The organism is Microcoleus sp. w2-18bC1, from assembly GCF_036700365.1.
GTDB lineage: Bacteria > Cyanobacteriota > Cyanobacteriia > Cyanobacteriales > Microcoleaceae > Microcoleus.
Window position 1 is genome coordinate 1 of record NZ_JAUBOS010000061.1, and the last position, 26349, is coordinate 26349.

At 45.6% G+C, this 26349-nt stretch carries 28 protein-coding genes and 1 pseudogene; 9 read left to right on the top strand and 20 right to left on the bottom strand.

Going from position 1 to position 26349, the window contains the following annotated elements:
* The coding region (locus tag QT979_RS23080; RefSeq protein ID WP_333311795.1) for a Calx-beta domain-containing protein at positions 1-7229 on the top strand (7229 nt) is incomplete at its 5' end.
* A 794-nt stretch (positions 7230-8023) separates the two neighbouring features.
* Complete coding sequence (locus QT979_RS23085; protein ID WP_333311796.1) at positions 8024-9649, top strand: protein kinase domain-containing protein; 1626 nt, start codon at positions 8024-8026, stop codon at positions 9647-9649.
* 123 nt (positions 9650-9772) lie between these two features.
* Here QT979_RS23085 and QT979_RS23090 read toward each other — a convergent pair.
* The 7 genes and pseudogenes from QT979_RS23090 to QT979_RS23120 form a co-directional block, all read right to left on the bottom strand.
* Positions 9773-10512 (bottom strand): annotated as a pseudogene (locus QT979_RS23090) (ISAs1 family transposase); the annotation flags it as partial.
* 24 nt (positions 10513-10536) lie between these two features.
* Positions 10537-11591, bottom strand: a protein-coding gene (locus QT979_RS23095; RefSeq protein WP_333311797.1) for an IS630 family transposase whose coding sequence is annotated in 2 segments (ribosomal slippage) — positions 10537-11196 and positions 11199-11591 — 1053 coding nt in all. Because the reading frame shifts where the segments join, the coding sequence is not laid out codon by codon here.
* 7 nt (positions 11592-11598) lie between these two features.
* Positions 11599-12033 (bottom strand): ISAs1 family transposase, encoded by a 435-nt coding sequence (locus tag QT979_RS23100; RefSeq protein WP_333311798.1) that lies wholly within the window; start codon positions 12031-12033, stop codon positions 11599-11601.
* A 308-nt stretch (positions 12034-12341) separates the two neighbouring features.
* A complete protein-coding gene (locus tag QT979_RS23105) occupies positions 12342-12758 on the bottom strand; it encodes a hypothetical protein (RefSeq protein ID WP_333311799.1) in 417 nt (138 codons plus the stop codon).
* A gap of 117 nt (positions 12759-12875) precedes the next feature.
* Entirely contained in the window at positions 12876-13769 is an 894-nt protein-coding gene (locus QT979_RS23110) for a tyrosine-type recombinase/integrase (RefSeq protein ID WP_445304807.1), read from the bottom strand.
* 251 nt (positions 13770-14020) lie between these two features.
* The gene (locus QT979_RS23115) at positions 14021-14164 is read right to left on the bottom strand and encodes a hypothetical protein (RefSeq protein WP_333311800.1); all 144 of its coding nucleotides are present in this window, start codon (positions 14162-14164) and stop codon (positions 14021-14023) included.
* A gap of 254 nt (positions 14165-14418) precedes the next feature.
* Positions 14419-14547 carry a hypothetical protein gene (locus tag QT979_RS23120; RefSeq protein WP_333311801.1) on the bottom strand — a complete coding sequence of 43 codons (129 nt, stop codon included), beginning with the start codon at positions 14545-14547 and terminating at the stop codon, positions 14419-14421.
* A gap of 304 nt (positions 14548-14851) precedes the next feature.
* On the opposite strand from QT979_RS23120, the gene QT979_RS23125 reads away from it, so the two are divergent.
* The 3 genes from QT979_RS23125 (at position 14852) to QT979_RS23135 (ending at position 17116) form a co-directional block, all read left to right on the top strand.
* A complete protein-coding gene (locus QT979_RS23125) occupies positions 14852-15145 on the top strand; it encodes a hypothetical protein (RefSeq protein WP_333311802.1) in 294 nt (97 codons plus the stop codon).
* A 32-nt stretch (positions 15146-15177) separates the two neighbouring features.
* Positions 15178-15756, top strand: a complete 579-nt coding sequence (locus tag QT979_RS23130) for a hypothetical protein (protein WP_333311803.1) — start codon at positions 15178-15180, stop codon at positions 15754-15756.
* 82 nt (positions 15757-15838) lie between these two features.
* On the top strand, positions 15839-17116 hold the full coding sequence (locus QT979_RS23135) for a glycosyltransferase (RefSeq protein ID WP_333311804.1): 1278 nt from the start codon (positions 15839-15841) through the stop codon (positions 17114-17116).
* A gap of 176 nt (positions 17117-17292) precedes the next feature.
* On the opposite strand, the gene QT979_RS23140 is transcribed toward QT979_RS23135, so the two are convergent.
* The 12 genes from QT979_RS23140 to QT979_RS23195 form a co-directional block, all read right to left on the bottom strand.
* Positions 17293-17511 carry a hypothetical protein gene (locus QT979_RS23140; protein WP_333311805.1) on the bottom strand — a complete coding sequence of 73 codons (219 nt, stop codon included), beginning with the start codon at positions 17509-17511 and terminating at the stop codon, positions 17293-17295.
* 119 nt (positions 17512-17630) lie between these two features.
* On the bottom strand, positions 17631-18083 hold the full coding sequence (locus QT979_RS23145; protein ID WP_333311806.1) for a hypothetical protein: 453 nt from the start codon (positions 18081-18083) through the stop codon (positions 17631-17633).
* Complete coding sequence (locus QT979_RS23150) at positions 18076-18336, bottom strand: hypothetical protein (protein WP_015179852.1); 261 nt, start codon at positions 18334-18336, stop codon at positions 18076-18078. Before QT979_RS23150 ends, QT979_RS23145 begins: the two co-directional genes overlap by 8 nt.
* A 16-nt stretch (positions 18337-18352) precedes the next feature.
* Entirely contained in the window at positions 18353-18484 is a 132-nt protein-coding gene (locus QT979_RS23155) for a hypothetical protein (RefSeq protein ID WP_015179853.1), read from the bottom strand.
* On the bottom strand, positions 18477-20636 hold the full coding sequence (locus QT979_RS23160; protein WP_333311807.1) for a hypothetical protein: 2160 nt from the start codon (positions 20634-20636) through the stop codon (positions 18477-18479). Before QT979_RS23160 ends, QT979_RS23155 begins: the two co-directional genes overlap by 8 nt.
* Positions 20636-21181 (bottom strand): hypothetical protein, encoded by a 546-nt coding sequence (locus QT979_RS23165; protein ID WP_333311808.1) that lies wholly within the window; start codon positions 21179-21181, stop codon positions 20636-20638. Before QT979_RS23165 ends, QT979_RS23160 begins: the two co-directional genes overlap by 1 nt.
* 14 nt (positions 21182-21195) lie before the next feature.
* Positions 21196-21915, bottom strand: coding sequence for a hypothetical protein (locus QT979_RS23170; protein WP_333311809.1), 720 nt, complete (start codon positions 21913-21915; stop codon positions 21196-21198).
* 64 nt (positions 21916-21979) lie between these two features.
* Positions 21980-22270 carry a hypothetical protein gene (locus QT979_RS23175; RefSeq protein WP_333311810.1) on the bottom strand — a complete coding sequence of 97 codons (291 nt, stop codon included), beginning with the start codon at positions 22268-22270 and terminating at the stop codon, positions 21980-21982.
* 13 nt (positions 22271-22283) lie between these two features.
* Positions 22284-22499 carry a hypothetical protein gene (locus QT979_RS23180; protein WP_333311811.1) on the bottom strand — a complete coding sequence of 72 codons (216 nt, stop codon included), beginning with the start codon at positions 22497-22499 and terminating at the stop codon, positions 22284-22286.
* A 3-nt stretch (positions 22500-22502) separates the two neighbouring features.
* A complete protein-coding gene (locus tag QT979_RS23185) occupies positions 22503-22703 on the bottom strand; it encodes a hypothetical protein (protein WP_333311812.1) in 201 nt (66 codons plus the stop codon).
* Positions 22704-22705: 2 nt separating this feature from the next.
* Entirely contained in the window at positions 22706-22882 is a 177-nt protein-coding gene (locus tag QT979_RS23190) for a hypothetical protein (RefSeq protein ID WP_333311813.1), read from the bottom strand.
* On the bottom strand, positions 22879-23496 hold the full coding sequence (locus QT979_RS23195; RefSeq protein ID WP_333311814.1) for a hypothetical protein: 618 nt from the start codon (positions 23494-23496) through the stop codon (positions 22879-22881). Before QT979_RS23195 ends, QT979_RS23190 begins: the two co-directional genes overlap by 4 nt.
* A 171-nt stretch (positions 23497-23667) precedes the next feature.
* Between QT979_RS23195 and QT979_RS23200 the strand changes: the two genes are divergently transcribed.
* The 4 genes from QT979_RS23200 to QT979_RS23215 all read left to right on the top strand — a co-directional run bounded on the left by QT979_RS23200 (position 23668) and on the right by QT979_RS23215 (position 25999).
* Positions 23668-23919 carry a ribbon-helix-helix domain-containing protein gene (locus QT979_RS23200; RefSeq protein WP_333311815.1) on the top strand — a complete coding sequence of 84 codons (252 nt, stop codon included), beginning with the start codon at positions 23668-23670 and terminating at the stop codon, positions 23917-23919.
* A gap of 100 nt (positions 23920-24019) precedes the next feature.
* Positions 24020-24421 (top strand): hypothetical protein, encoded by a 402-nt coding sequence (locus QT979_RS23205; protein WP_333311816.1) that lies wholly within the window; start codon positions 24020-24022, stop codon positions 24419-24421.
* Positions 24422-24684: 263 nt separating this feature from the next.
* Positions 24685-25320, top strand: coding sequence for a Uma2 family endonuclease (locus QT979_RS23210; RefSeq protein ID WP_333311817.1), 636 nt, complete (start codon positions 24685-24687; stop codon positions 25318-25320).
* 451 nt (positions 25321-25771) lie between these two features.
* The gene (locus tag QT979_RS23215) at positions 25772-25999 is read left to right on the top strand and encodes a hypothetical protein (RefSeq protein ID WP_333311818.1); all 228 of its coding nucleotides are present in this window, start codon (positions 25772-25774) and stop codon (positions 25997-25999) included.
* Positions 26000-26133: 134 nt separating this feature from the next.
* On the opposite strand, the gene QT979_RS23220 is transcribed toward QT979_RS23215, so the two are convergent.
* Positions 26134-26256 carry a hypothetical protein gene (locus tag QT979_RS23220; RefSeq protein ID WP_333147899.1) on the bottom strand — a complete coding sequence of 41 codons (123 nt, stop codon included), beginning with the start codon at positions 26254-26256 and terminating at the stop codon, positions 26134-26136.
* Between the last annotated feature and the right edge of the window lie 93 nt (positions 26257-26349).

Below are 26349 nucleotides of genomic sequence, written 5' to 3' on the forward strand. Positions count from 1 at the left end.
CCTCCATCCTGCTCAACACCACCCCCACCAACGCCACCACCCCCACCTTTGCCACCAAAGTTGACTTCCCTACTGGCAATCGCCCCGCCTCCGTCAGCATCGGCGACATCAACGGCGACGGGAAACCTGACTTAGCTGTGGCGAACTACAGCAGCAACACCACCTCCCTCCTGCTCAACACCACCCCCACCAACGCCAACACCCCCACCTTTGCCACCAATGTTGACTTCCCTACTGGCAATCGCCCCATCTCCGTCAGCATCGGCGACTTCAACGGCGACGGGAAACCTGACTTAGCTGTGGCGAATAACCTCAGCGACACCGCCTCGATCCTGCTCAACACGCCCACGCCAGTAACTCCCACGCCCACGCCAGCAACTCCCACACCAACCCCAGTCACGCCAACACCAACGCCAGCAACTCCCACGCCAACGCCAGTAACTCCCACGCCAACGCCAGTAACTCCCACGCCAACGGGTGAACAGAATGCAGGAAATATAGCCTTTAGTTATTCTCAATTCAGTCTTAATGAAGACAGAATTGCCGTTGCTGCTGTAACAGTAACTCGTAGCGGGGGAAGTGATGGGGCTGTCAGTGCCACGATTAATTTGAAAGATGGCACCGCTAAAGCACCAGATGACTACAATAATGAACCCATTACCGTTAATTTTGCGGATGGCGAAACCAGTAAGACAGTCATTATTCCCATTGTCAATGATGCGATCGCAGAAAAAGATGAAACCGTCAAACTGACCCTAACTACTCCCACTGGAGGAGCAACAATTGGTCGACAAAATACCGCAACGCTGACTATTCTCGATAATGATATTACCCCCATAATCAGATTCCCTCAAGGGGTTTCTGGTAGCAATAAGGGTGAAACTACGATCGCGATTGCGGGTGAGAAGTTTTCACCAACGGATCGAATGAGCTTAATTGCTCCCAATGGTACCACAAAAGCTGCTAGTAAAGTTTATTGGGTGAATGACAAAGAAGCTTGGGCAACTTTTGATTTGCAGGGGTTAGACACTGGAAAATACGATATCAAGGTTGCAAATGAGGCAAATACTGCTACTTCTAAGGCTGCTTTTACAGTAACGGATGGTGCGTTGGGGAATATTCAGACTAAGTTGAGCTATCCAGCGCCGGGAGTGGTGAATCTAACTTATACAAATGTCGGACAAACGGATGTCACAGCCCCTTTATTTCGATTATCTGCAACCAATGCCGGGGTTACTTCCCTTCAAGGTAGTGTAGCTCAAGAAAATACCACCAGTACAAGCCTCAGCCAACTGCTGAATTTAGGGTTTGGTGGCAGCGATAAGGGCGCAGCAGGGATTTTAGCCCCTGGTAAAAGTCATCAAATTTCCTTTAACTATACTCCCAAGAGCAATGGCTTAATTAACTTTGCAGTCGAACAAGTTAATCCCAATGAAGTCATTGATTGGGCGGCGATTAAAGCAGAATCTCGTGCAGATTATCCTTTTATTGATTCTGGTGCTTGGGATGCCATCTGGAGTAACTTTACAGCAGCAGTCGGGCAAACCTACGGACAGTTTCAAGCTGTCATGGCGGAAGATGCCAATTATTTAAGTCAATTAGGACAAACGACGAATAATTTAAGCCGATTATATGCCTTTGAATGGAAGCAAGCTGCTAATACCCTCACTAATGTGGGTTTAATTAGCGCAACAGATGTGGTTGATGCTGCACCGGGATTATCTTTAACGTTTAATCGCACTTTCTCCCAATCTATTGCTGAACGCTACAATTTAGGAACGTTAGGACGAGGTTGGTCTAGTCAGTGGGATTTACGCGCTACAACTGAGAGTAATGGCAATGTTGTTATTCGCAGTGTAGGGGATTTACAGCGATTTTTTGAGAAGCAAACAGATGGCACATTGACTGAAGATGGTGGTGCAACTTTAACGATCGCCAATAGTGAGTATCGCTTAACAGAAGCTAACGGAATTGTTTCTTTGTTTGGTAGTGATGGCAAACTCAATTATGTTGAGGATACTAACGGTAATCGGATTACTCTGCAATATACCAACGATCTCCTGGCTAAGTTAGTTCACACTAATGGAGATAGTTTAACACTTGCTTACAACGATCGAAAGCGTATTAGTGAGATTACCGATTCTACAGGACAACTTACTACCTACAGTTATGATACCAGTGGGGAACATCTGTTATCGGTGAAAAGTCCCGAAGGCACAACTACTTATAGTTATGATACGGGTGATATAGCAGCGAAAAAACATTCTTTATTGTCTGTTAGTTCAGATTTAGATTATCAGCGTAGTTTTGAATACGACGATCGAGGTCGTCTGACGGAAGAATTTAGTAACGAACAAAGCCAAAGCTTGACCTATAGTTATGATAGCGTAGGCGGTGTTACTGTTACCGATAGTACGGGAGCATCCCAAACGCTTTTACTAGATGACAGGAGTAATCCAGGCCAAATTCGGGGAGTTAATAATCAAAATCTGCTATTTCGTTATGATGCGGATGGGAATTTGATTGGTGCAACCCTGCCGAATGGAGGAAAAACAGCTTACGGTTACGATAAGTCAGGTAATTTAACCAAACAGACGAATTTACTCAGTCAAGATGTTAAATTTACCTACGATGCCACCTTCGATCGACTAACAGGTTTTACAGATCCCAAAGGGAATGGCGTTAATTATACCTACGATCCTAAAGGCAATCCCACTAAATTCGCATACCCTGATGGCAGTAACCAACAATTTAGCGTAGATGCGTTGGGGAATATTACCAGTGCGATCGACCGTCGGGGTAATACGATTCAATATACCTACGATAAAGACGGACTGCTAACTGAAAAACAATCCGCGGATGATTCTAAAGTTAGTTATAGCTACGACACTAACGGAAATCTTACCACTGTCACTGATGGGACGGGAACCATTACGATGCAGTATGATGCTGCTAACCAGCTTACTAATATCAAATATCCTACGGGGCGTTCTCTCAGCTATACCTACAATGCCGATGGTCAGCGTACTAAACTTGTCTCTGAAGATGGTTATACGGTTAACTATAGTTACGATCCCGCCGGCAGCTTAAAGACTTTAACTAATGCCACTGAAGAAAAGATTATCGGCTATGACTACGATAGTGCAGGTCGTCTGATTAAAGAAACCAACGGCAACGGGACTTATACCAGCTATGAATACGATTTACAGAGTCAGTTAACTGGGTTAATCAATTATCAGGCGGATAATACGGTTAACTCTAAGTTTGAGTATGCCTACGATAACTTAGGTCGGCGTACTAGCATGACCACTTTAGAAGGGACTTTTCAATATGGTTATGATGCAACGGGACAATTAACTTCTGTAGTTACGCCTACTAATCGCACGATTAAATATCAATATGATGCCGCCGGAAATCGCACCAGGGTAACGGATAACGGGACTAACACGAATTACACCAGCAATAATCTGAATGAATATACCAAGGTGGGTAATGCTGTCTATACCTACGATAAAGATGGGAATTTAATTAGCAAAACTGAAGGCGAAAAAACTTCAACCTATACCTATAATGCCGAAAATCGCCTCACTAAAGTAGTCACTACTCCAGATACTTGGGAATATGAATATGATGGTTTAGGAAATCGTGTTGCTACAGTTTTCAATGGTCAACGAACGGAATATTTACTCGATCCGACTGGTTTAGGGAACATTGTTGGGGAATATAAGGGTAGTACCTTAGTTGCTAACTATACTCATGGCATTGGTTTAGTCAGTCGGGTAAATGGTAGCAGTAGTAATTATTATGATGCAGATGCTTTGGGTTCTACGGTAGGGTTAACAGCGAATGATGGGAGTTATGTTAACCGTTATAGTTATTTACCGTTTGGGGAAGATTTAACCAAAGTTGAAGGTGTTGCTAATCCCTTTGAATATGTTGGGCAATGGGGAGTCATGGATGAGGGGAATGGACTCGATTTCATGCGATCGAGGTTTTATGATAGTGGTTTGGGAAGGTTTACGGCAGTCGATCCGATCGGAATCAATGCTGGAGATACTAATTTTTATCGGTATGTATTTAATAACCCTACACAATATAACGATCCATCAGGAGAAACACCATTTTTTGTAGCAGCGAGGACGTTATTTGTAGAAGCGAGGAGGTTACATTATGGAAGAAATGTGTTTAATAATACTCCATCATCTTTATATCCAAATCTAACAGATGAGGGCTGGATTCTTCAGAAAAAAGAGGATTCAGCATTTCATCAACAGGGTGTAGGAAATGAAAACAATACAAAATGGGTGAAGCCAGATAAGTGGTGGTTTGGAAGCAGTGAAGCTGTATTTACACCTGATGGCAGACTTGTGACAGACTCGTTAAACGGGGGAACCTATAACTTTTTTGATGCTAGTTGGGGATGGGGGATACCTCACACTATATTTGATTTAGCTCCTTATGAGATTTTTGGTAATTCTCCTGATGATTTTTACGATACCACAAGATTTAAGACATCATTTACAGTAGTTAAGAAAAAACTTAACAGTTTTTTCGGCAAAACTCATAACGACCCCCACCTAACAACCCTCGACGGATTACGCTACGATTTCCAAAGCGTAGGAGAATTCACCCTTGTCAAATCTACCACTGACAACTTTGAAATCCAAACCCGACAACAACCTTGGAACAATAGTAAAAGTGCTTCTATTAACACCGCCATTGCCATTGAAAATGATGGACAACGTATCGCCTTTTACGCTGGAAAAACCCTATCTATCCTTATTAACGGGAAGGATGCAAACATTCCTGATGGCCAACTCTACGCAGTCGGGAAAAACCTCATTACCCGTTCCGGCAAACAATACAGTATCACTACCGCTAATAATGACTTAATTATTATTGACGATCGAGGTAGTTTCCTAAATATTAATGTCGGTTTAGCTGATAACCGTCAAGGTAAAGTTGTCGGCCTTTTAGGCAACGATAACGGCAACAAAAACGATGACTTTGCCCTCCGCGACGGTACAGTTATCGGCGGCACTATATCCAATCAACAACTCTACGGCGAATATGCCAATAGTTGGCGAATTACCCAAGCAACTTCCCTCTTTGACTACCCTTCATCTCAATTACGGTTGGCTGGGTATGATATGTCCAATGCCACTAATTTGCGGGCATCAAACATAATTCCGAATCAACCGGAAACGAGATCAGGACAAGATACCAGTACCTTTACAGATCTCACATTTCCCAACAAGATCGTCACCTTAGCTACCCTCACCCCCCAACAACGCGCCGCAGCCGAAGAAATAGCCCGAAAGGCAGGAATTACAGATCCAGATCTGCTGGAAGATGTCATTCTAGATATTGTTATAACTGATGGAGATCCGGAATTTATTGAAGGGGCTATCAGTCAGCAACGACTAGAAACTGTCAACGCAGTCAACACCCTAATCAACCCCGAAGGTGTTGGAAACGAATATTTGTTAACAGCAAACGCCATCATTCTCAATACCATCCGCTTCACCAACGAAAACCCCCAGGAAAGCACACCCATTGCCAAAGTTACCATTACCCAACAACTCGATTCCGATCTCAACCTCGATACCTTCACCTTAAATGACTTTGGTTTTGGGGATATTACTATTAACGTTCCCCTTGGCGTACAAAATTACAGCGAAAGACTCGATCTCCTTACTACCAGAGGCGTATTTGTTGATGTTGAGGCTGAATTAGACACTGCTACAGGGATTGTCACCTGGACATTTACCGCGATCGATCCCACCACAGACAACCCCGCTGACAATGCAACTCAGGGCTTCTTACCTCCCGACGACGAAAACGGGGCAGGACAGGGTTTTGTCGGCTACAGCATCCAACCTAAAGCCAACCCCTCAACTGGCACTCGTATTGATGCCCAAGCCACCATCACTTTTAACAACCAAACTCCCATCCAAACCACCCCTGTCTTTAATACTTTAGATAGTGACATTTCTACAAATACAGAAAATCCTGTACCTACCAACAGTAGCCCTGAGTCGATCGAATCCGCACCCAATACCCCAGATACCGAAACTCCCACCAATGCAGTCAATAGCCTCAATCCAGGTATCTTAACTTTTAGTAACCCAGAGTTTAGCATTAAAGAAGATGGTAGTGCGATCGCGCCCGTAAAGATCGATCGGGCCAAGGGCAGTGATGGAATAGTCAACACCACAATTACCCTAACCGACGACACCGCAACCTCTCCCGCCGATTACAACAATACTTCCATTACAGTTAGTTTTGCCGATGGAGAAACCAGCAAAAATGTAGAAATTCCCATCATTGACGATACCGAAGTTGAAAGTAACGAAACCCTCCAACTTAGCTTAAACAACCCCAGCAACGGTGCTACTATTGGTATCAACAATACCGCTACATTAACTATCGCAGATAACGATACTTTTACCACACCAGTTAACAGCCAAGGCAGCCCAAATAACGACACCCTCACAGGTGGAAATAACAACGATACCCTCACAGGCGGTCAAGGCAACGATACCCTAATTGGCAACGAAGGCGACGATTATTTGGATGGTGGTAAAGGCAACGATTATTTGGATGCTGGTAAAGGCAACGATTATTTGGATGCTGGTAAAGGCAACGATTATTTGGATGCTGGTGAAGGCAATGATATTCTGTTCGGTGGTAAAGGAAAAGATATCCTAATTGGCGGGCAAGGAAATGATAACCTTGATGGAGGTAAAAATAACGATAGTTTAGATGGTGGCGAAGGTAACGATAACCTCAGTGGCGGTAAAGGAGAAGATACCCTAATTGGCGGCAAAGGTAACGATACCCTAATTGGTGGCAAAGGTAAAGATATCCTAACTGGCGTCGAGCCAAATTCTGTCAATGCTGGATTTAGTGAAATTGATATCCTAACAGGTGGCAGAGAGCGGGATAAATTCATCCTCGGAGATACCACCCAATTTTACTACAATGACGGCAATGATGCCGACCTAGGTTTGAGTGACTATGCTCTGATTACTGATTTTAAAGAAGGGAAAGATTCGATTCAGTTACATGGCACAAAGAGTAATTATATTCTGGGTGCATCTCCTGTAGGTTTGCCAACAGGTATCGGGATATTTTATCAAACTACAGACCAAAATGAACTGATTGGTATTGTGCAAGGAGTTTCTGGTTTGAGTCTCGATAGTGATGCATTTACCTTTGTGAGTTGAGATGAATTTGGTATTAGGGGGCAAATGAGCAGTCGTACAGAAACTTACGCTAAGGCTGAAAGTTTTACTGGATAAGCATTCTGGGAACTACTCTTTTTGTATCTCAAAAACTTAAAGAGTTGAAAATTAAACTGTACCAATTAGAGCATAGATTTTTTGGTACAGCTTTTTTGGGCGTTGCGGAATACAGGTATGAATGGAAGATTTCGGAATTGCTATAAGCCAAGTCGGGTGAGTTTTGTAACATCAAGCAAAAAGTTGATTCATACCCTGATTAAGCAACGCCCTTCAATCTAAAATCTAAAATCTAAAATCGATTGACACTCCCAACCGATCTGCCGCACTCGGCTGCGGTTGCAGATTCCAGGCTCATGTTGCAGGGTGGCTTTCAACTGGGAAGACCCAAATGGTGGCTGACCTACAACCTCCCCTAGACTGCAAGAAGATTGCTCTTCTCGGCCTGTGCCCAACCTACGACTGCGTAAGTGTAGGGCAGTTTTTTTACAAAACTTATTTTTGACATACTCCCTAGCCTGAAGGCGTGGGGATTCTTTACGCTTGACAGAGGAACTTGTGCTACGCTTGGTAGTCTTACCATAAGTTCCTCTGCGTACATTTAAGGTCGTGCCGATGCCCCATGCCGACCCTTCGGGTTCGCTACTTCGACGGGACAGAAACGGGACAAAAACTGACACCGCCGAGTAGACTCACCATTTCAATTAGGACTTACGCACAGACTTTATCCGTAGGGGGCTACGCCGAACGCTGCATAAACTCGACGCCGGGACAAACCTATGAGCAACCATCCAGACTTTACCAGCCACGGGTATCAAATTATCCGAGAATTGGGACGCAACCGGGAAGCAGGGCGCATTATCTACCTGGCAACTGACCTTAACAAGGAGAGACAGGTAGTAACTAAAGAATTCCGTTTTGCTATAGCGGGTGCTGACTGGTCGGGTTATAAAGCTTATCAACGGGAAATTGAACTGCTGCAACAATTAAATCATCCCCGGATTCCCCGCTATCTGAATTCGTTTGAAACTTCATCGGGCTTTTGTCTGGTGCAGGAATATAAAAATGCGCCATCTTTAGCGGAACGACGCAGCTTTACTCCTGAAGAAATTCAGCAAATTGCTGTGTCGGTATTAGAAATTTTGGTTTACTTGCAAAAGCGGACTCCTCCGGTTATTCATCGAGATATTAAACCAGATAATATTTTGGTGGACAAGCAATTAAATGCCTATCTAATTGATTTTGGTTTGGCCCGCACTCGGGGTGGGGAAATGGCGCTTAGCAGCGTCGCAGCGGGAACGGTGGGTTTTATGCCGCCAGAAGAACAGTTTGGTCGTTCTTTGACGGAAGCGTCAGATTTATATAGTTTAGGGGCAACGCTGATTTGTTTATTGACTGGTACTCGTTCTGTTGATGTTGGCAAGTTAATTGATGACAACTATCGGTTTGAGTTCAAGAAATTAGTTCCCAAACTGAAGCCGCGCTTTGTTGAGTGGCTGACCAAAATGGTGGAACCCAATCTGAAAAATCGCTATGCCGATGCGCCTGTTGCTTTGGCAGCACTGAGGCCGATTGATGTTGTCGGTAATGCCACTTGGTTAGAAACTCTAGGTCGTTCCATGAAACCCAGGATAGCTGTTCCTGTAGTAGGGTTAGCTATCCTTGGTGTTTTCGCTGTCATTGGCACGAATTTGAGCGGTTTCAGCAGTCAAAAAGCTGAAAAAATTGCCAGTCGTAAACAGGTTACTGAGGATACCAAACTAACGGGTGTTAATCAGGTAAAATCTTCTCTAGTGGCCTACTGGAATTTCGACTTATGTCAAGGTGTGGGGAAACCGCTGCTTCCCAATGAATTAGGTAATTTAGTACAGGGAACGAGCATTTGGGGCGTTACTTGTGCAAACGGACGTTTTGGATATTCAGGATACTTTGATGGTGTTGATGACTTGATTGAAATTCCCTCTCAATCTGGGTTCAATTTTACAAATCAGATGACCGTTGCAGCTTGGGTCAAACCTTTACGAATTTCTGGATTACAAACTATTGTAAACAAGTGGTATGCAAAGGACTCGTATATGCTGTTGATTGAAGATGGGAAGTTCGTTTTTACAGTAGCGTTTCCTGGTGGAACGTGGAAAACTCCAGTCAAGGTTTCAGCAGCAGCTACCACAGGTGTTTGGACTCATGTCGTCGGTGTTTTTAACGGTCAAAATCTTTTGATTTACATCAACGGTCAACTGGCAGACTCAGTAGCAACTAGCGGTACGCTTCAAGCTTCAGAACGTCCGATTGCAATTGGAAATCATCCTTCCTGGAATGCCTTTCAAGGCTTTATTGATGAAGTTAGGCTTTACAATTCTGCGCTCAATAATAAACAAATATCGGAATTGTCATATCCTCAATAGCCAGAAATCGTGGGCAGCGTTTCCCTGGGAGAAAGCGGCGGTTCACTTTGCTGTGTTGGATACTTTAGATGAAACATAAAAACCCTCTCTTTTGCTCACATACACAGGGTAAGAGCATCTCAATCAGTCTTGACAAAAGGATTTGAGAAGAAGCATCATGTATTCATCATTCATTGCAGCCCGTTTCCTTTTCTGTCGCAAGCTACGCTTGAGAGTGTTTTCTTGATTGACAGCATTCAGGGACATCCGTCTGATCACAGCCAAGTTCCGAGGGCTATTCAACGACCGAATGCGACATCGATCTTCATTGAAAGTGACATCTAAAACCCAATGTTCTTGATTTTCAATACTCCAATGTTGGCGAATAGCTCGACCATTCCGCTTTAGCATCTACGGGTAAAGAACTTAGGTAAAACTGGAGTTCATGAGTGGTTTTGTTCCACAGATAACGGTAACGTTCTACTATAACAATAGTCTGAATATCTGTCCATTGCTCTTGTTTGTGAAGCCCTCCTAATGCGGCAACTGGAACCGCCCAAACTCTTATCTTCTCTATCCGATGGTGTGCTGTTTCCGTTCGACAATCCTCACTAACTTCAATTCCACCAAATTGGTGGGCTCTGGCTGTTTCAAACCAGGTCTTGACGCTTATTGTAAAGCGTTGGATGATTACTTTTTAGAGTGACAACGTAATGGGCTTTTTTCTGACGAATCAGCCGAATAATATCGGTTTGAGTCCCCATCGCATCCATCGTAATAATCGCTCCGGTGACATCGATTAATTCCAATAGGGCTGGGATAGCTGTGATTTCATTGGAATGGTTTTCCACTTTAACTTGTCCAAGTAAGTAGGTCGGCGGGGAAAATTAAAAGTATGTAACAAAACATTAAGTAGGGTGACGGGACTTAAATTTAATACGTTGTGTACTGTAGTTTCCTCTTTTGCCTCTAACTTCTACTCCCTCAATTACGGCGTAGGCGAGTTCTAATTCATCGTCAAACATTTGCCCGGCTAATTCATCTTCTTTAATGTGTTGCCACTCTAATTCAATTGGGTTCATTTCGGAACAATATTTGGGCAAGAAAAAGATATATAAACCCTGCTCTTCCCACTTTGACCATAACTGTTTAACCTCCTGACATTTGTGTATTGGCCCGTTGTCTTGTACGATGATTCGGAGCCGTTTCATCTCAGCAGCAGCTTCGGCTTCTTGCTCCATCATCTGGATATAAGCTTTTCGATCTACACCTCCAATGACTAAACCATAGACAAAACTACTTAAAGGTTCAAAAAGCCCAACAATACTTAATCTACGACCTCGATTTTTAGTCTGTTCTATCCGTTTTTGCTCACCTTTTTGATAATAGGTATAACTCGGTTTACTCCACGCACAAAATCCTGATTCATCTAAATACTTTAAGTCGATTTCTCCCGCAGCCGCTGCTAATTCCAGCATATCTAGGTCTGATTGCTTTATTTCTCGTTCTTTGGGATCTTGTTTTCCTTTATGACTTGGACTAGCTCTTTTCCAAATAATCCCCTTTTTTTTAGTACCCGTCTTAATCGGTCGGGACTTAATTTAATAGAGCGCTCTTTTTCTAATTTATCAGCTAATTGAAAACTGTTATATGTACGTGGTTCTTTTTTAAGGCATTCTTCCAAAAACTCTATATCCTCTTCTTTCCACTTCGATTTTCCGCCTCGACCTGGCTTTTCCCAAAGGCTTTCTATACCAAACTTTTCCCATTTATGTAAAACTACTCTCACCGTTTGTGAAGCCCAGCCAAAGTGAGCAGCTATTTTCTCCACATACCAGCCATGTGCATTTAACCTGATTACTTCTGCTCGATCTTTGACTTTTTGTGGTACTTTCCCAGTTCTCAGATTTAATAGGGTTTCGTCTTGCTTTTGAGTCAGAAATACTCTTAATCGAGCGCCCATATATTAGTTACCCCACTAGAGCTAGAGTTTTATTTATGTATCTTAACATAGTTTTGTTTTTTCTCACCGACCTACTTACCAACCGATTTTCGCTGGCCCACGCTGTCACTAAATGTAAATTATTTACGCCGTTTTTTCGGTCATAAGAACCTCGGAGGCTTTTGCCATCAATTGGGATAACTTGTTGGCAAACTGGCCCAATTAATTGTTTAACCCATTGACTCAACTTCTGTTCTAAAACTTTCGGGTCTAGCTTTTCAAAAACTCGTCGGAAGGTATCATCGCTCGGGATGCCATTGGGTAAGTCTAAAAATTTTTGCAACCATTGCTGCTTACTGATTCCATAATTTTCCATGTCTTCCCATCCATCACCTCCAGCTATTGTAGATAATATGGCAATGACGAGAATGTCTTTAAGTAGGTGGCGTTTGGTTCGGTTCACTTGCAGGGTCGGGTACGTCGTCAAAATAACTTGACAAGCTCCCTTGTAACTCTTGCAGGGAAATAGGTTGGGGCGGGTTTTGTGGTTGCTTTGATTTAGGCGTTCCGAAAACTGGCGCGAATCCTTGATTCATTGAGTTTTACCCACCGCATGGCGACTTAGCTTTTAAGACATTATAGAATCGCTAATACCTAAATCCCCCATCCTCTATAGTCGTATTTTTGTCAAGTACAATTTATACCAAATTAGATGAGCTTACCCTGCAAATAGGGGTTCTGTTTCCATAAAACAGGGTTAAAATACTGACTCTATCGTCCAAAAAATGGATCGTTTGAAGATGTCTTATGTAGCAACTGGTTGTAAACGGGAACAGTATCTACAAAAATTTCGAGTCGAATCGTGTTTCGGTCGCCCCTTTGGAACGTGACAAGGTACAAAGTCTCTGAGTTTTCCTCACTGAATGGATATTGTGGTCGATCTACTGTTCCTCTTACTTCAGCTCCTGAAGCGTCAATTTTTTTGCCGTTAACTCGATTTATTCCTTTAAAAACATAAGCTCCGGGTTCCCAATAAGAAAGCTTAATTGTCCATTCCTTTGAAGCGAATATTCCCGTTGAAAGTGGACAATTGTTGGTTTCTTTATCGCCAATTACCGAGAGCTTGCAAGGTTGAGCTTGTGCTATATTAACAGGCTGTGACAACGCGATAATCAATGGAATAAACATAGGGTTTTAGATGAAACTATTAGAAGTATATACGATAAATATGGAGAGTTTAGATCGCTCTGCTGTGGGCTGTTTTTTCCTCAACGCCTTCAACTTAAATGGCATCCGGATCGCCCGCTAACTTATCAGATAGAGACCACTAGAATCATTGGGTTTCGCGTGCAGATACCTGCTAGTTGTAGCAATCGACGCATGACCCAAAGTTTGAGACAGTAAGTGAATCGGTGCCCCCCGGTTGAGCGCGTGACTGGCGTGACAATGCCTCAACCAATGGGCGCTAGTCTTCTCAGAAATTCCCGCGCGTTTCGCAGCTTCCTTCACCAAGTACGTGACAGAAATCCTGTGCAAGCGGCCACCGTTAGCCGCTTTCCGACTCCTGAAGATTGGCTCAGAATTTCCCGCCTTTCCCCTGCTGTTCAAAATTTCAATATATAAACTCTTTGGCAGTAGTACCACGCGACTTTTCTCGCCCTTGCCATAAATCAAGAGTTGCCCGTTTTCAGCATTCGGACTCAAATCCTCCCAGTTCAAATCGCACAATTCCGAAGCTCGGAGTCCAGCGTAGTAAAAAGTTTTGAGAATCAACTTGTTCCGCTCGCACGGTTCCAGAGCAATCATCGTCAACACCTCCAGCTCAGAAAGGATTTTCTGCGAAAGAGTATCCTTCGGCTTGGGTGTAACTAGCGCAGCAGCAGCGTTAACTTGAATCAGCCCGGTGCGGTGGCCGAAAGACTGTAAACTTTTGACAACAGATATATAGGTACGGCGGGAAGAAGGAGATAAATCGTTTTTTTCTAAAGTATCAGCGAAATATTGAAAATCTTGGAGAGTCAACCACTGAAGCGGTTTATCAGTGGTAGTTAATAACAGAGTTGCAACGCGACGGTAGAGATCCGCCGTATTTTTAGACTTGCCGTGAGTCCACAAATCAATTATTTCGGCATTGTCCGTGCCGGGAGCGATGACCTGGGGAGCCGGTGGATTGGAAGCTGCGAGAGTCATTTTAGCCATTTTTCAATAATACATTAGACGGGTTATGTCATATTCAAACATTTTAAATAGCCCCATCTAGAAATCGGATGGGGCCACGCAGCGTCTTTGCGACGAACTTTAGCATCTTAAGTAGTGCGCTCGGCTGTTGTTTGATTTTCGGATTCAAGCACGATCGCTGGGATATGCTCGCTTTGCGGGGGCCCGGATTGAGTGGATGTGCCCACTCCGCCGCATGATATTGAAAGTGACCGGCGACAACCTTGTACCCGTTACTGTCTCGCCGTGCCACGCCTGGGAGCTATCAAGCCGCCGTGAGCCAAACTCAACTCGCCTGCTATTTCTAGTTCGTTGCGATCGAAGTTACTGGTAGGCAAATCAGATACTATGCGCTTGACCGAGACTAACGAGAGCATTAGTTTCTTGGCGGAGATCGGCTTAGCCGTAGGCACTCTCCGTAGTTGGTGCGGTAGCGTCGGTGTGGCGATCGGTTCTGGGGCGGTCAGAGTTTTTTCGGGCAGTGGTTTTGGTTGTACTAGATAGTTACTAGCATTGTATCTAGTGTCTATTTAGTCATCAAGCTAGTTTTTGTGTCTAGTATTTATCATGAGTCAACGCTAGTATTTTATCTAGCTTATGTACTAAATACCGCTAGCGATGGGAGGGTTCGCTAGGGGCCAGGCAACTGTTGCTGATAGTCTTGGAGCTCGCTGAGCTTGGCTTGTAGCGTTGCGATTTGGCCATTCGTGGCGTCGATTTTTGAGGCGATTTGAGCGAACTTGTTGGGTAACAGAGTCATTGTTCTTCGTCCTTTGGTTGTGGGTGCTGATTGTGAAGCGTATGTAGCGAGCGGTTTGTGTCGTTTCCGTTTCGCTATATTTGTATACTAGCATGATGTCTAGTATACAAATATAGCATTTAATGTCTAGTAGTTCTGGTAGCAAAGCTACTAGACAGAAAGCTAGATTCCGGGGCTAGACAAGAAGCTAGCGTAAAGTGCTACACAAAAGCTAGTAAGGCACTAGACAGGAAGCTAGATTCAGGCGCTAGACAATTAAATAGCATTATGCTAGATTGTGGCTAGTTTATTACTAGACAAGACTATGACAAACAAAACCAATAAGCCCGAAACCCCTACAAATAAAAGGCTTCAACTCAACTTGAGACTGGACGGACGGGAGGACTTGCTAGAAGCTATCAAGACCACTGCCGAAACAAAAGGGTTAAGCGTCAATAGTTGGGTCGTGGGCTTGCTGGAGTCAGCGACAGGGATGGAACCCGCTAATACAGCGCCGACAGGTGGGGATTTAGAATCAACCATCGCCCCCCTACTAGACAAGTTGCTAGCAGAGAAGTTAGCCAGCTTTGAGGAACGGCTGGGAAAATTGAGTGCCTGAGCGAGGGCAACGATGAATCGCTCAGGCTTGAATTGCAGGCTGATGTAGGTTGGGTAGAGCAAGAATTGAATGAGGTTCGCGGCGATTGCAGGGTGCTCAAGGAGGAACGCGACGAAGCCCGCGCGGACTATGCCAAGCTTCTAGAATCTAGTACCGCAGTGGCGGACAATCTGCGAGAGGATATTCGGCAATTGCGATCGCAACTCGAAGCCGATCGAGCGCAACTCGAAGCCGATCGAGCGCAACTCGAAGCCGATCGAGCGCAAGTCGAAGCCGAACTCAAGAAGCAATTAGACTTGATGCCGACAGAGAATCACCAGGATTACGACCAACTTTTAGAATCTAGTTCTGCAACAATCGACAACCAGCGCAAGGTGGTGGCACTCTTGCAATCCCGCCTTAGAGAAGAACGGGAGAAGTTTGAAGCCCAACTCGCAGAACTGCAACAACGGCTGGATGCTGCCGAACAGAATCCAGATTCTGCGATCGACTTATCGGGCAAGGCAGGCGAGGTCGTAAATTTCTTTAGGACGCTCCTACCCAAGGACACCAAGCTACCCAAAAATACTATGACTAAGCTTAGGGAAATTTTGGAAACAACAGAAGATTAAAAGGTCGATCGCCCGATCGCCCAAAACAAACCACTCATCCCACTGCAACAAAAAAACTTTAACCTCAAAGGAGCCTTTACTAATGACCCACTTCGGCATTCTCTGTCCGGCATCCACCGGCCACCTCAACACGATGATACCTTTGGGCAGCGAACTGCTTCGCCGAGGCCATCGAGTCACCGTATTTAATTTCGTCGATGCTCAAGCCACAACCTTAGCAAGTGGCTTAGAATTCCAGCCATTAGGCGAAGATGAATTTCCCGCCGGAGCGATTGCCGAAAGTCTTGCCCAAATGGGAAAACTCAGCGGATTAACTGCCCTGCGATATACTATTAAACTAATCACCCAAGGTTCCGATATTCTCCTCTCACAAGCTCCAGCAATTCTCAAAAAAGCGGGTGTAGAAGCTTTACTCGTAGACCAAGCTTTAGCCGAAGGAGGAACAATTGCGGACTTTTTAAACATTCCTTATATCACAATTTGCAGCGCCTTGATGCTGAATCAAGAACCCAACATTCCTCTTTTTTGTACACCTGGGCAATACAGTCCAACTTGGAAAGGGCGCTTACGCAACCAAATCAATTATCAGTTACTCAATTTGCTTACCAAGCCGATTCTAGAGACGATCGCCCAATCTCGCGAAGAGTGGAAATTACCTCTGTATTCCCACCCAAACGATCATTACTCTAAACTCGCTCAACTCAGTCAGCAGCCGGCTGAATTTGAATTTGCCCGGCAAAATTTACCCCCACATTTCCATTTCATCGGCCCTTATCACAACCCAGAGACGCGCCAACCAGTGCCTTTTCCTTTTGAACAATTAACTGGCAAACCATTGATTTATGCCTCTATGGGAACTATTCTAAATTGCTTGCCGGGAGTTTTTCAAACGATCGCCTCTGCTTGTGAAGGATTAGACGCCCAATTGGTAATATCTCTCGGCGGCGGTGCGACTCCCGAATCCTTGCCGCCCTTGCCGGGAAATCCGATAGTTGTTGGCTATGCACCGCAATTAGAATTGCTGCAAAAAGCCGCTCTGACTATTACTCACGCGGGGATGAATACAACTTTGGAATGTTTGACTAATGGAGTCCCAATGGTAGCAATTCCAGTGATGAATGACGGACCAGGAGTGGCAGCGCGGATTGCTTGGACGGGTGTTGGTGAAGTGGTTTCTTTGAAGGAATTGAGCGTTCCTAAACTGCGATCGGCAATTGGGAAAGTCCTCACCCAAGAGTCCTATAAACAAAGGGCTATCGAAATGCAAGAGGCGATCGGGCGATCGGGCGGAGTCAAGCGAGCGGCTGATATTATCGAACAGGTTGTATTGACTGGGAAACCTGTTTTGGCTGGGAAATAATACTTTTTGGCGCTGATTTTAAGCTCCTAGAAGAGCAAAAATAAGCTGTAGCCAAAAGGCCCGATCGATCCCAAAACAAGAAGCCCCGACCTGGTGCCGGGGTTTTTTAATGAAGAAGGGTAATTGATAATTGGTAATTGGAATGGGCCCCCAATTACTAAGCACTATAAACGGCTTCAGGATTTTTGGCGATCGGCGCGATTTTTGCACATTTCATCGGCGGCGCTTTTCGCTTTCTCCTTCCCTCCGTCATTCCCAACCCAGCCGCCGAAATCCTCGTCCGGCGTATTGTAGAGATACCAAGTCTGGTCGGCGTACACAAGGCAAAGGAAAATTTTGTAGAAGAAGAGATGCTCGATCGGTTTTGATGACGGCAGATGTTGGGGGCGGGGCATAATTTTGGTTATTGGTTATTGGGTATTAGTCATCAGTCAGTATTAGTCCGCGCCACGCCGTCAAATCACCCTTGACACCGTAGCGCTCGTTTATGTTGTCGATGTTCAGCGATCGATGTTCAGTGGGCGATGCCAACTGCTGCCATCTGTTCATGGGATAGCTGGACAATCTGCTGCGGTGGCTGCCAGCGATGGCCCCAGTTCTGGCGAAGTTGGGAAAGTGCGATCGGCTTAGGTAAAAGTTGGGCTGATTGTACCCAAACCCCAATTCCTGATTCCTGATTGCAGTAGTAAGCATCGAACTGTTGGCGTGATACTTTTGCCAGTTGCCCTTGCTCCGATGCCCGCCATAGTCGATCGAGCGATAGTCTCTCACGCTTCAAAACCCGGACAATTCCTAGCAGTTCAGCAACTGGCATCGTGGCGTAAATTGCAATATTATCACCCGGTTTTAGGGATGCTCCGAAGTTGCCTTTCCTGAGTTCGATCGTCTTTGGGTTACGGTCAAGGAAAAAGGCATCAGCCCAAGTCGGTCGCACTGAGATTAGGTATGTACTGCTGAGGTTATTCATCTTCTTCCTTATCCCTCTTCAGAGCATTTCTTAGAGCTGCCAAATTTTCCACAGCTTCATCAATGGCCGTGCTAGCCGAATCCATCAATCGCTGTTCGGGTTCTTCGAGCCACGATTGGTCTGTGAAGGGGTTACTTATATGCTTTTCCGCTCTGATTTTTGCAGCTTGTAAGAAGGCAATGCAGAGAGCTAATTCATCAATTTTGGGTATTTCATGCTCATAAGGGTGGTCATATTGCTTTCCAGTCGGCATCAGTCATTCTCCTTAGTTAGTTGTAGTCGTTGTTGTTCAAGTCATCAGAGAGGATGATGTCACCGCGCCTGACTAACTCAGCAAAAATGGCATCGTAAATTGCATCAAGCATAGAGCCGGGAATCACCCTTAATAACTTACTAAGCATTGTTATTACCCCTTTCGTTTTGTAGGAACTCTTGAATTTTGGGCAACTGTGCAATCTCTCCATCATCGTAATTTTGAATTAGCCACTTCAAGAGGCTTTTTCCGTGGCGTGAATAGCTGCGTGTTGGATGACCGTTTTTTTCACCACACTTTAAAACTGACTTGATAATTGTGCGGATATTTGCGCCCGATAAAGCAGCCTCGGACACGGACACAAATAATTGCTCAGGAGCCAGGTTAGGGAACATCTGACCAAACCGTCGGACAGTCCACACGAAGCCGGACACTTCGCCGGACAACTTGTCTGACAACGGTTCTGGCTGTCCGTTGTCATAGTCGGACACTTCCTCTGGGGACTCCTCTGGGGAATCCTCTGTCGGACTATCGGACGGCTTTTTATCGCCCAAATTAAACTCTAAATCGTAAGTTCGCTGCCAGTATTCAGAGTCAGATAGCTGGGGTTTTTGACGGGTTTCAGCAGTCGCTATCCCTGCCTCACACTGGATTAAATACTGTCTAAATTTCTCGATATCAAAAGCCAGTTGTTCGTCTCTTTCTTCTGGCGTAAGCTTGATAACAGCCTTCTCGATACGAGGCAACAAACCGACGTTTCCATTCCCCAAAGTCGTAAAGAAAACTGGAATCTGCTTGGCTTCAGATTCAGCCATTAACTCGTTAAGCTGTGCTAAGAGCATTGCCCTTTGAGCGTTATCGGAGACGATGTACTGGTTCTTAATCGACAACTCAACCAGCAGATAATCACCCTTAGTTTTGCCGTCTGCGGTCTTAACCAGAAGCCCTTGAGCGACAATTGCCATGTTAGCCCGCAAGTTTGCATCTCCAACCAATCCAAGCGCTTCAAGGTTTAGCGACTGAGCTAAGACTAGAAGGCAAACATTATAATCTCGACCGACTGTAATAATGTCGAGCAACATCAATTCAATCTTTGCCCAGAGAGCCTTGTAAGCCTTCCGAAGCGTCAAAACGATGGATGACCAATCCTCTAAAATCAAGCGTAACGGGGGTAGATGTTTGCGGTCATCTTCGGATATGTTTTCGAGTCTGGCTAAGAAATTCTTGTGGAAATTCTCAATTAATTTGTAAGCTTTCGTCGGGTCTATCGAATTAAAAATTGTTAGTTTTCCCGCTTCCCGCAACCCGCAGAAACTGTCGTTTTTTCGTCCAAGAATCCATACCGATGCAGTTTGTCCTTTGCTTCGTGCTTGGCTGTACACAGAATCTAACCACGCACTCAGAGTGTGACTTTTCCCCGCCCCGGTAGACCCTGCAAGAATCATTGACTTGTCGGAATATGCCAAGTCATCTAAGAGTTGTTCTCCGGGGGTTTTGGCTGACTTAATTATTGATACTGAATCAGATTCTACTTTGTCGCTAGGGTTGTTAATACCGTCGAGTGTTTGAGTACCTGTCAACTGGAAGGGAGTTTTTTGGTTTCGCAAAAAGGCGATGTATTCTTGCTTCTTCTCATCCGACAATCCCGCAGTTTCTGCATCAAAAATGGCTTCCTCAGCCTCCAGTTGAGCAATTTTGATATCGGCTTCACCCAAAACTTCGCATTGCTTGAGAACCACAGCGCAATCGTTGGCGGTAGCATCCAAATCGCCCTGCACCTGGACTTCCCTAATTGTCACATTGCGGTAATCTTCCAGTAACTCAGCACGAGCAGCCAGTTGCCCTTTTGCTAGGTCGCGTTTCTCTGCAATGACCTCATAGTTTGCAAGCTGTCGCTCGGAGTTTTGCAAGCTTCTTAAACCCATTCCCGCAACACCAAAGCTACCAGCAGCAAGTGCCATCCACAGCGCTTTATGGGGATTGGTTGCAGGGATTGTGTCCTTGAAAACCACTTCACGGGGGATGCCGTTTGCCTTCCACTGTTGTGCGTGGTACTCGGTCATGATGTAGGGTTTGCCTGCCTTGTCCCCGCATTGCAAGGCTTGTTTGTTGTTACGGATGCAGAGTTGCACCCGATTGCTGGCTGTTCCCTGGATTGCGTTTATTCCGCCATATATCCCCAGTAAAAGCGCCAAAGCAACCGCCGATAATTTACCCGCAATTGGGAGTCTTTCAAAGGTCAGAAGTAACGCACGATTAGATTTCAAGAGTTGAGCGTGTTTTTCGGTTAATGGTGGCATTACTTGCTGACTCCTTTGGCTCTGAAGATGAAGCAAAAAACGATGATGACAAGAGCAATTGACGGCAAGTAATCCAAGTTGTTAGAAGCCGGTTTTTTTACTGTCTGAATTTCTTTAATGCCTGTCTCTAGACGTATTTTTGCTTCGCTTACTTGCTGCAATTCAGATAGCGGTTCGGCAAGACTAGCAATCATGCCAAGCGTCACCCCAACACCAACAATTGCAGTAGGCAAGCGATGCTTCGATTGCCCGGTAATTTTGGCTGCCAAATAAACCTGGTAAATCCCAATCGCCACTACCGAACCGCCTGCGACTTGCATGGCATGGAAGGCAAAAACCACTGCTGAACCAATAGCTGTGGGTGCGATAACTTCACAGAAATTAGCAGCATCCCGGTATTGGCGTTCGGCATTGGTTTCTTCCGGCTGCGGTTGGTCAATTGTTGGTGCTGGTGCTGTAGCTTGATATTGCTGTTGCTGGTGCTGGTGCTGTTGAATTCCCCCTCCCGAAAAGGAAAGGGGACTCGCCCCGATAAATTCGTGCATAAGTCCCCTTTTGCTTAACGGTTGTTGAAATTCATTACGTTCGCAAACCAGCCCCCAAACCCTCTAGCCGTACCAGTTGCCGAAACGCTGTTGGAGAGGCTGGCTGATCCAATGACAACTGGTACTTTTTCCTGAATCCCTTTGTCAGAGCCGACTGTCGCTCGACTGAGCAGCTTCTGTCGCCTTTCTCGAAGTGATTCTTGGATTGTCTGACGTTTCTCTGCGACCTGACCCCGATTTGCGATGGCTTCCATCTTGTTTTCATGTCGCCACAGCTCGGCCTGTAAGTCGCCTGTGAGCTCGGAAGCAATCTCGGCTAGTCCGTGCTGACGCTTGGTTTCAATCTTGAGCATTGCTGCACGGTCTTTGGCATCTAGTTGCTCCATCTCAGCCCCAAATTCCGCATTTAGCTTGCGGATTTTAGCGATGGCATTTCCGACTTTAGAGCCGAATTTCTTCCTAATTTCTGTCCACCTGACTTGACCGTCACTGATTTTTTCCAGCGCCTCCAGATAGGTCGTAGCGTTGTCCAAAAATGGCTCTAAAACTAGAGCGAGTTGTTCGGCGTTGGAAGCTTTATCTGCCATCGCCTCCAACTTATTAACATCGCTCAAGTAAGAGAGGATGTCCGCTTCTGTGTCAGCCCAATCTCCCGCCTTCTCATCAATGTATGGGCTGTGTCCCGCTGCTGGGTTCCTTATTGCTACGCTGCTAGTGTCTCGTCCAAAATCCATAGTAAAATCTCTTTAGATGATTCCCCCAGCGCAAGCTAGGGGATGATTTACGCGGCCAGCCGATTTACTTTCTCAGGGCGATCGGCTGGCTTTGATTTGTCATTTGGTTGAGCTTGTCAGATACTCGATCGCCCGCCGGATGACCAATAACGGGCAACAACTCCCCGCGCCGCCAGCTTTCCGAAAGTTCGATCGCCGTTGCCAAATCCAGTCCAACGGCCATAAATTGGCACTCCGGGAATCCGAGGTTATCGCAATTGATGCACGGACGCTCTGGCTCATCGCTAACAGGCGGCTGCAACATTGCCCAGATTTCTGGATTGGATTCAGGCGTAATTTCAAAAACTTTGGTCATTGCTCAATCCCTCCTATTTAGAAACGCTTCCAGCATTATCTGAATTCAGATTAATGCTGTTGTTAATCGTGACGTTTCCGTGAATAATTGTCGGTTCCGGGACTCGTTTTGCGCCAGATTGATAGCCTGTGTCAAAGCCAACTGCAAAGACAAGAGCATTGGTCAATAACGCACCGCCAATCATCAGCCGTGTCACGTTTTTGTCGAAGTCTTTGTCATCATCAAGCATCGCCTAAACCTCCTCAGATTTCACGTCAATTGCATCGCCATTTTTAGATAAGTCCTGGCGTGTTGGTGTTGGCTTATGGTTGATAACTGTGCCAGCGATAAAATCACCCTCGATTTTCTCGACATAGTTACCACCGTTCGTGTTAATAACCCGTTTGCCGGGTTTACCGTCTTCAAAATAAACACCGTTAACAATGCGTACCATGTTCAATCCCTCAAACTGTTAATTTGACCAATTACTTCAATGCCTTTAGCATCTGTAATCCCTTCCTCTCTCAGGCTTTGGGCTGCTACTAAGACAGCATCCTGAGATTTGCTGGCGACAACATTAAACACTCGCGGTGCGTTGTACTCGCGTTTGACCTGAATCTTGTAAAAACTCATGATTCGGCTCCCAGCTTCATTGCCCGCAGTTGTGCCAGAACTTCAGCTTGTGCCTTCTGTTCAGCCTGAAAAACGGCCAGAGCACGTGCAGCCCCACGGTTTTGAGCGGCGTTGATTTCAGCAGTGTCCAAGTCTGAATCGCGCTGTTGGGCTGCCTGATTTTCGGAAGCAATTTGAGCTAGAAGCTGCTGCACATTTTGATTCAAGGATGCCGAAGCAGAATCTGCATTCTGATTCAATTGGGTGATCCGGCGATCGAGCACTGGGATATATTCGGAGATTGTCAAGGCTCCGGCGATCGAGGGAGAAGATGCGGCGGGGGCGGTTTCTACTAATTTCCGCAATTCGCTAAGCTTCCCTGCATTCAGCAATTTGCAAGCTTTCAGGGCAAGCTCAGAGTATTGAGTGGCCCGCGCACCCCCACGCCGTAAGGCTTTAAGCTCAATGCCGTAGATATCTTGTAGTTTGGCGATCGCCTTCTGCAACCCAGACTTATTCAAATCAAGGATGCGCTGCACTTGTGCGGCTGAATGCCAACGTTCAATCGATTCGGGGAGAGAGGAATCGATTTCTGTAACCTCTACGTCAATCACAGCCTGGTTGTTAAGTTCCATAGTTTCGCCTGCTTTGGGAGAATCAATTCAGAATCGATTTGGAATCGATTCGCTATGTGTGCTATCTTAGTCTCACATTACATCACTTGTCAACGGTGATGTAAATAATGATAAATCTTTGTATTAGGAGACTTTTGCGGATAATGGTGAATATGTAGACACCACAAAGCAATGACCACTAAAAGGCCACGAACTACCATCAGCTTTGACGATGACGAATATGCAGAATTAAAAGAATGGGCGGATTCTGAATATCGCACCATCCCTCAATTAGTTCTGGTTTTTGTCAAAAAGGCGCTGGAGGAACGAAGAGAACGCAACGCCCAAGACTCGCAGCCAGTACCCGTCGCGTCTACAACAGTAAAACCGACTGCAACAGCAGGAACAGCCAAGCGGGGCAAGGCAAGTAAAAGTGCTAGTTAATGTCTAGCGAATATTTAGCAGATGTCTAGCAAAGGAAACGTCACAATTCAACCCAAACCATGCCGATCGCCATTCCTTGACCTCTATTACGCAGAAGTAAATGAACAGTTCCGATCGATTAGACCGAATAGAAGCAATCCTTGCAGCCACCGCAGTGCAGCAGCAGGCAAACACCGAGGCTCTGACCAGGCTGGAAGCTCAGACTTTTGCCAACTCCGAGGCGATCGGGCGGTTGGAAGTTCAAACTCTTGCCAATGCGACAGCCATAGATCGACTGACTGATCGCATTGACCAACTCACCGATCGCGTTGACCGACTAGCTCAACGTTTTGACGGTCTGGTTTCAGCAATCGGGAGCCATCAAGAAGCGCTGAGGCTGATTTCCCAGCAGAACAACGAATGGCGAGAGCAAATGCGAATCATTCAGACAGAAATTCGCGACATCTGGCAGTACCTCAACAACCAACTCCGCAATCGGGGCAACGGCGGCGGGCAAAACTGAAGCGGCTGCCGATCGAGCGTGGAGAAGTTGGGGCGGTGCGGGCGATCGGCTTCTTAACAAAGCTTGGTATAAACTCCCGATCGCACATCCGAACCGCAGCCAACAGAACCGGAGCCCACAGCACCCAAGCCAGCGACAGCAGCGAAAGCCAAGCGGGGTAAGGCCAGTAAAGGTGCTAGTTGATGTCTAGCAACTATTTAGCAACTATTTAGCAACTATCTAGCAAATGTCTAGCAAATGTCTAGCAAAGGAAACAGGCAACCATGATCCAAACCCAAACCAAGACAGTCACATTTGACGAGTTCGCGGCCTGGTATCCAGAGAACTCAGTCCGCCGCTACGAGCTACACAAAGGAGTAATTGTCGAAATGCCTTTAGGAACTGGCCCCCATTCCCGTGTTACAGGTTTTACCAGGGATGAAATCAGTGCAGAAATCAGGCGACTGAAATTGCCTTACTTTATCCCCGGTGACTGTCTGCTTAAACCCATTCGTGATGAGGCAGGTTATCAGCCCGACGTAATTGTCTTAGACCAAGTGGCTCTCGCAAACGAACCGCGCTGGGATAGGGAATCCATCATCACGATGGGGTCTTCTGTACGGCTGGCTGTAGAGGTCGTTAGCACTAATTGGCAGGATGATTACCATTTCAAGTTTGCCGATTATGAAAAATTTGGTATCCCGGAATATTGGGTTGTTGACTATGCTGCTTTGGGTGGCCGGCGGTTCGTTGGCAATCCCAAACAACCCACTCTCTCGGTTTACCAGTTGGTTGACGGCGAGTATCAAATCAGCCAATTTCGGGGAGATGACCTGATTGAGTCGCTAACTTTCCCACAACTGAAGTTGACAGCCGAACAGATTTTTAGCGCCGGCTTGCCACCAACCGAACCGAGCTAGAGACTGGGGCGAGCGCCCGTGGGGAGTTGTGGCGGTGCGAGCGATCGGCGGGTGTGGAGAGTTGGGGAAGTTTGGGCGATCGGCTTGAATTTACTTGAATTTATTTGAATTTATTTGTTTTTATTTGTTCAAGCTGCCGTTTTTTTGACTTATTTACGACTTTACGCAAAGTGGTAAATAAGTCAAAATTGCTTGCTAACCATCGGTTGCCCCGTACTTTTACTCAAATTTCCGAACCATCTTTACGTTGGCGAATAACTGATATTTGTTCGTCCTCTCTTCACAGTCCAAACTGTTTATGCAAGAACTCTTAAAAGTTCTTTTGGGGATCTGGACGATCGAGCCAGTAAGGTTTGCACCTGTTTTGCTGCCCAAATATACGGTTCGATCGCAACTGACTTTCAGGTGCTAAAATCTATTTACTTGCTGATCGATTATTGAGGCAAACCGTATGCTCTATTCGGAAAACAAAGTACAAGTTGCAGTTTGGCTGCAACCAGAAGTTGTCGCCAACTGCGATACCTATGCCGAATATTTTTCCCTGTCTCGCTCTGGCTTCGTCAATGAAGCCTTAAAACTGTACATTAAGCACGCCGAAAAACATTGTCAGTTGCTAGCAGGAAACAGAGAAAACGAAACTAATTCACACGGACACAACGAAGAAGCGCTGGCAGCGTAAGCTTTCCAGCGCTTTTTACGATTTTTTATACACCCTAACTTTGCCAACAAAAATCTTGGCGGGTTTTTCAAACAAAGTTAGGAATCACACCGCAATAAAGGGCGGCTCTTACCAATATTATGTCACACCTGGTTTCAAGAAACACGCTCCCCATTGGCGACGTGGCGGTTAATGCTAGCCTTCGTGCTAACTTGCTGGCTAGCTGTAGCGGTACGATCGCAGGTTCCCCGAAATCTGACACTACCCATAGCTTTCATAGCTTCAAAAAGTCTTCAAACCTACGCTGTAACTCAATTTCACTATATTCCCCGCTAAATACGACAACTAACCGGGAATTTTCTGCTGTTGAT

What these genes read in the sequence shown, in the direction of transcription:
- QT979_RS23085 (WP_333311796.1), top strand. Translation starts at nt 8,024, where the DNA reads ATGAGCAACCATCCAGACTTTACCAGCCACGGGTATCAAATTATCCGA.
- QT979_RS23105 (WP_333311799.1), bottom strand. Translation starts at nt 12,758, where the DNA reads ATGTTTATTCCATTGATTATCGCGTTGTCACAGCCTGTTAATATAGCA.
- QT979_RS23110 (WP_445304807.1), bottom strand. Translation starts at nt 13,769, where the DNA reads ATGGCTAAAATGACTCTCGCAGCTTCCAATCCACCGGCTCCCCAGGTC.
- QT979_RS23115 (WP_333311800.1), bottom strand. Translation starts at nt 14,164, where the DNA reads ATGCTCTCGTTAGTCTCGGTCAAGCGCATAGTATCTGATTTGCCTACC.
- QT979_RS23120 (WP_333311801.1), bottom strand. Translation starts at nt 14,547, where the DNA reads ATGACTCTGTTACCCAACAAGTTCGCTCAAATCGCCTCAAAAATCGAC.
- QT979_RS23125 (WP_333311802.1), top strand. Translation starts at nt 14,852, where the DNA reads ATGACAAACAAAACCAATAAGCCCGAAACCCCTACAAATAAAAGGCTT.
- QT979_RS23135 (WP_333311804.1), top strand. Translation starts at nt 15,839, where the DNA reads ATGACCCACTTCGGCATTCTCTGTCCGGCATCCACCGGCCACCTCAAC.
- QT979_RS23140 (WP_333311805.1), bottom strand. Translation starts at nt 17,511, where the DNA reads ATGCCCCGCCCCCAACATCTGCCGTCATCAAAACCGATCGAGCATCTC.
- QT979_RS23145 (WP_333311806.1), bottom strand. Translation starts at nt 18,083, where the DNA reads ATGAATAACCTCAGCAGTACATACCTAATCTCAGTGCGACCGACTTGG.
- QT979_RS23150 (WP_015179852.1), bottom strand. Translation starts at nt 18,336, where the DNA reads ATGCCGACTGGAAAGCAATATGACCACCCTTATGAGCATGAAATACCC.
- QT979_RS23155 (WP_015179853.1), bottom strand. Translation starts at nt 18,484, where the DNA reads ATGCTTAGTAAGTTATTAAGGGTGATTCCCGGCTCTATGCTTGATGCA.
- QT979_RS23160 (WP_333311807.1), bottom strand. Translation starts at nt 20,636, where the DNA reads ATGCCACCATTAACCGAAAAACACGCTCAACTCTTGAAATCTAATCGT.
- QT979_RS23165 (WP_333311808.1), bottom strand. Translation starts at nt 21,181, where the DNA reads ATGCACGAATTTATCGGGGCGAGTCCCCTTTCCTTTTCGGGAGGGGGA.
- QT979_RS23170 (WP_333311809.1), bottom strand. Translation starts at nt 21,915, where the DNA reads ATGGATTTTGGACGAGACACTAGCAGCGTAGCAATAAGGAACCCAGCA.
- QT979_RS23175 (WP_333311810.1), bottom strand. Translation starts at nt 22,270, where the DNA reads ATGACCAAAGTTTTTGAAATTACGCCTGAATCCAATCCAGAAATCTGG.
- QT979_RS23180 (WP_333311811.1), bottom strand. Translation starts at nt 22,499, where the DNA reads ATGCTTGATGATGACAAAGACTTCGACAAAAACGTGACACGGCTGATG.
- QT979_RS23185 (WP_333311812.1), bottom strand. Translation starts at nt 22,703, where the DNA reads ATGGTACGCATTGTTAACGGTGTTTATTTTGAAGACGGTAAACCCGGC.
- QT979_RS23190 (WP_333311813.1), bottom strand. Translation starts at nt 22,882, where the DNA reads ATGAGTTTTTACAAGATTCAGGTCAAACGCGAGTACAACGCACCGCGA.
- QT979_RS23195 (WP_333311814.1), bottom strand. Translation starts at nt 23,496, where the DNA reads ATGGAACTTAACAACCAGGCTGTGATTGACGTAGAGGTTACAGAAATC.
- QT979_RS23200 (WP_333311815.1), top strand. Translation starts at nt 23,668, where the DNA reads ATGACCACTAAAAGGCCACGAACTACCATCAGCTTTGACGATGACGAA.
- QT979_RS23205 (WP_333311816.1), top strand. Translation starts at nt 24,020, where the DNA reads ATGAACAGTTCCGATCGATTAGACCGAATAGAAGCAATCCTTGCAGCC.
- QT979_RS23210 (WP_333311817.1), top strand. Translation starts at nt 24,685, where the DNA reads ATGATCCAAACCCAAACCAAGACAGTCACATTTGACGAGTTCGCGGCC.
- QT979_RS23215 (WP_333311818.1), top strand. Translation starts at nt 25,772, where the DNA reads ATGCTCTATTCGGAAAACAAAGTACAAGTTGCAGTTTGGCTGCAACCA.
- QT979_RS23220 (WP_333147899.1), bottom strand. Translation starts at nt 26,256, where the DNA reads ATGAAAGCTATGGGTAGTGTCAGATTTCGGGGAACCTGCGATCGTACC.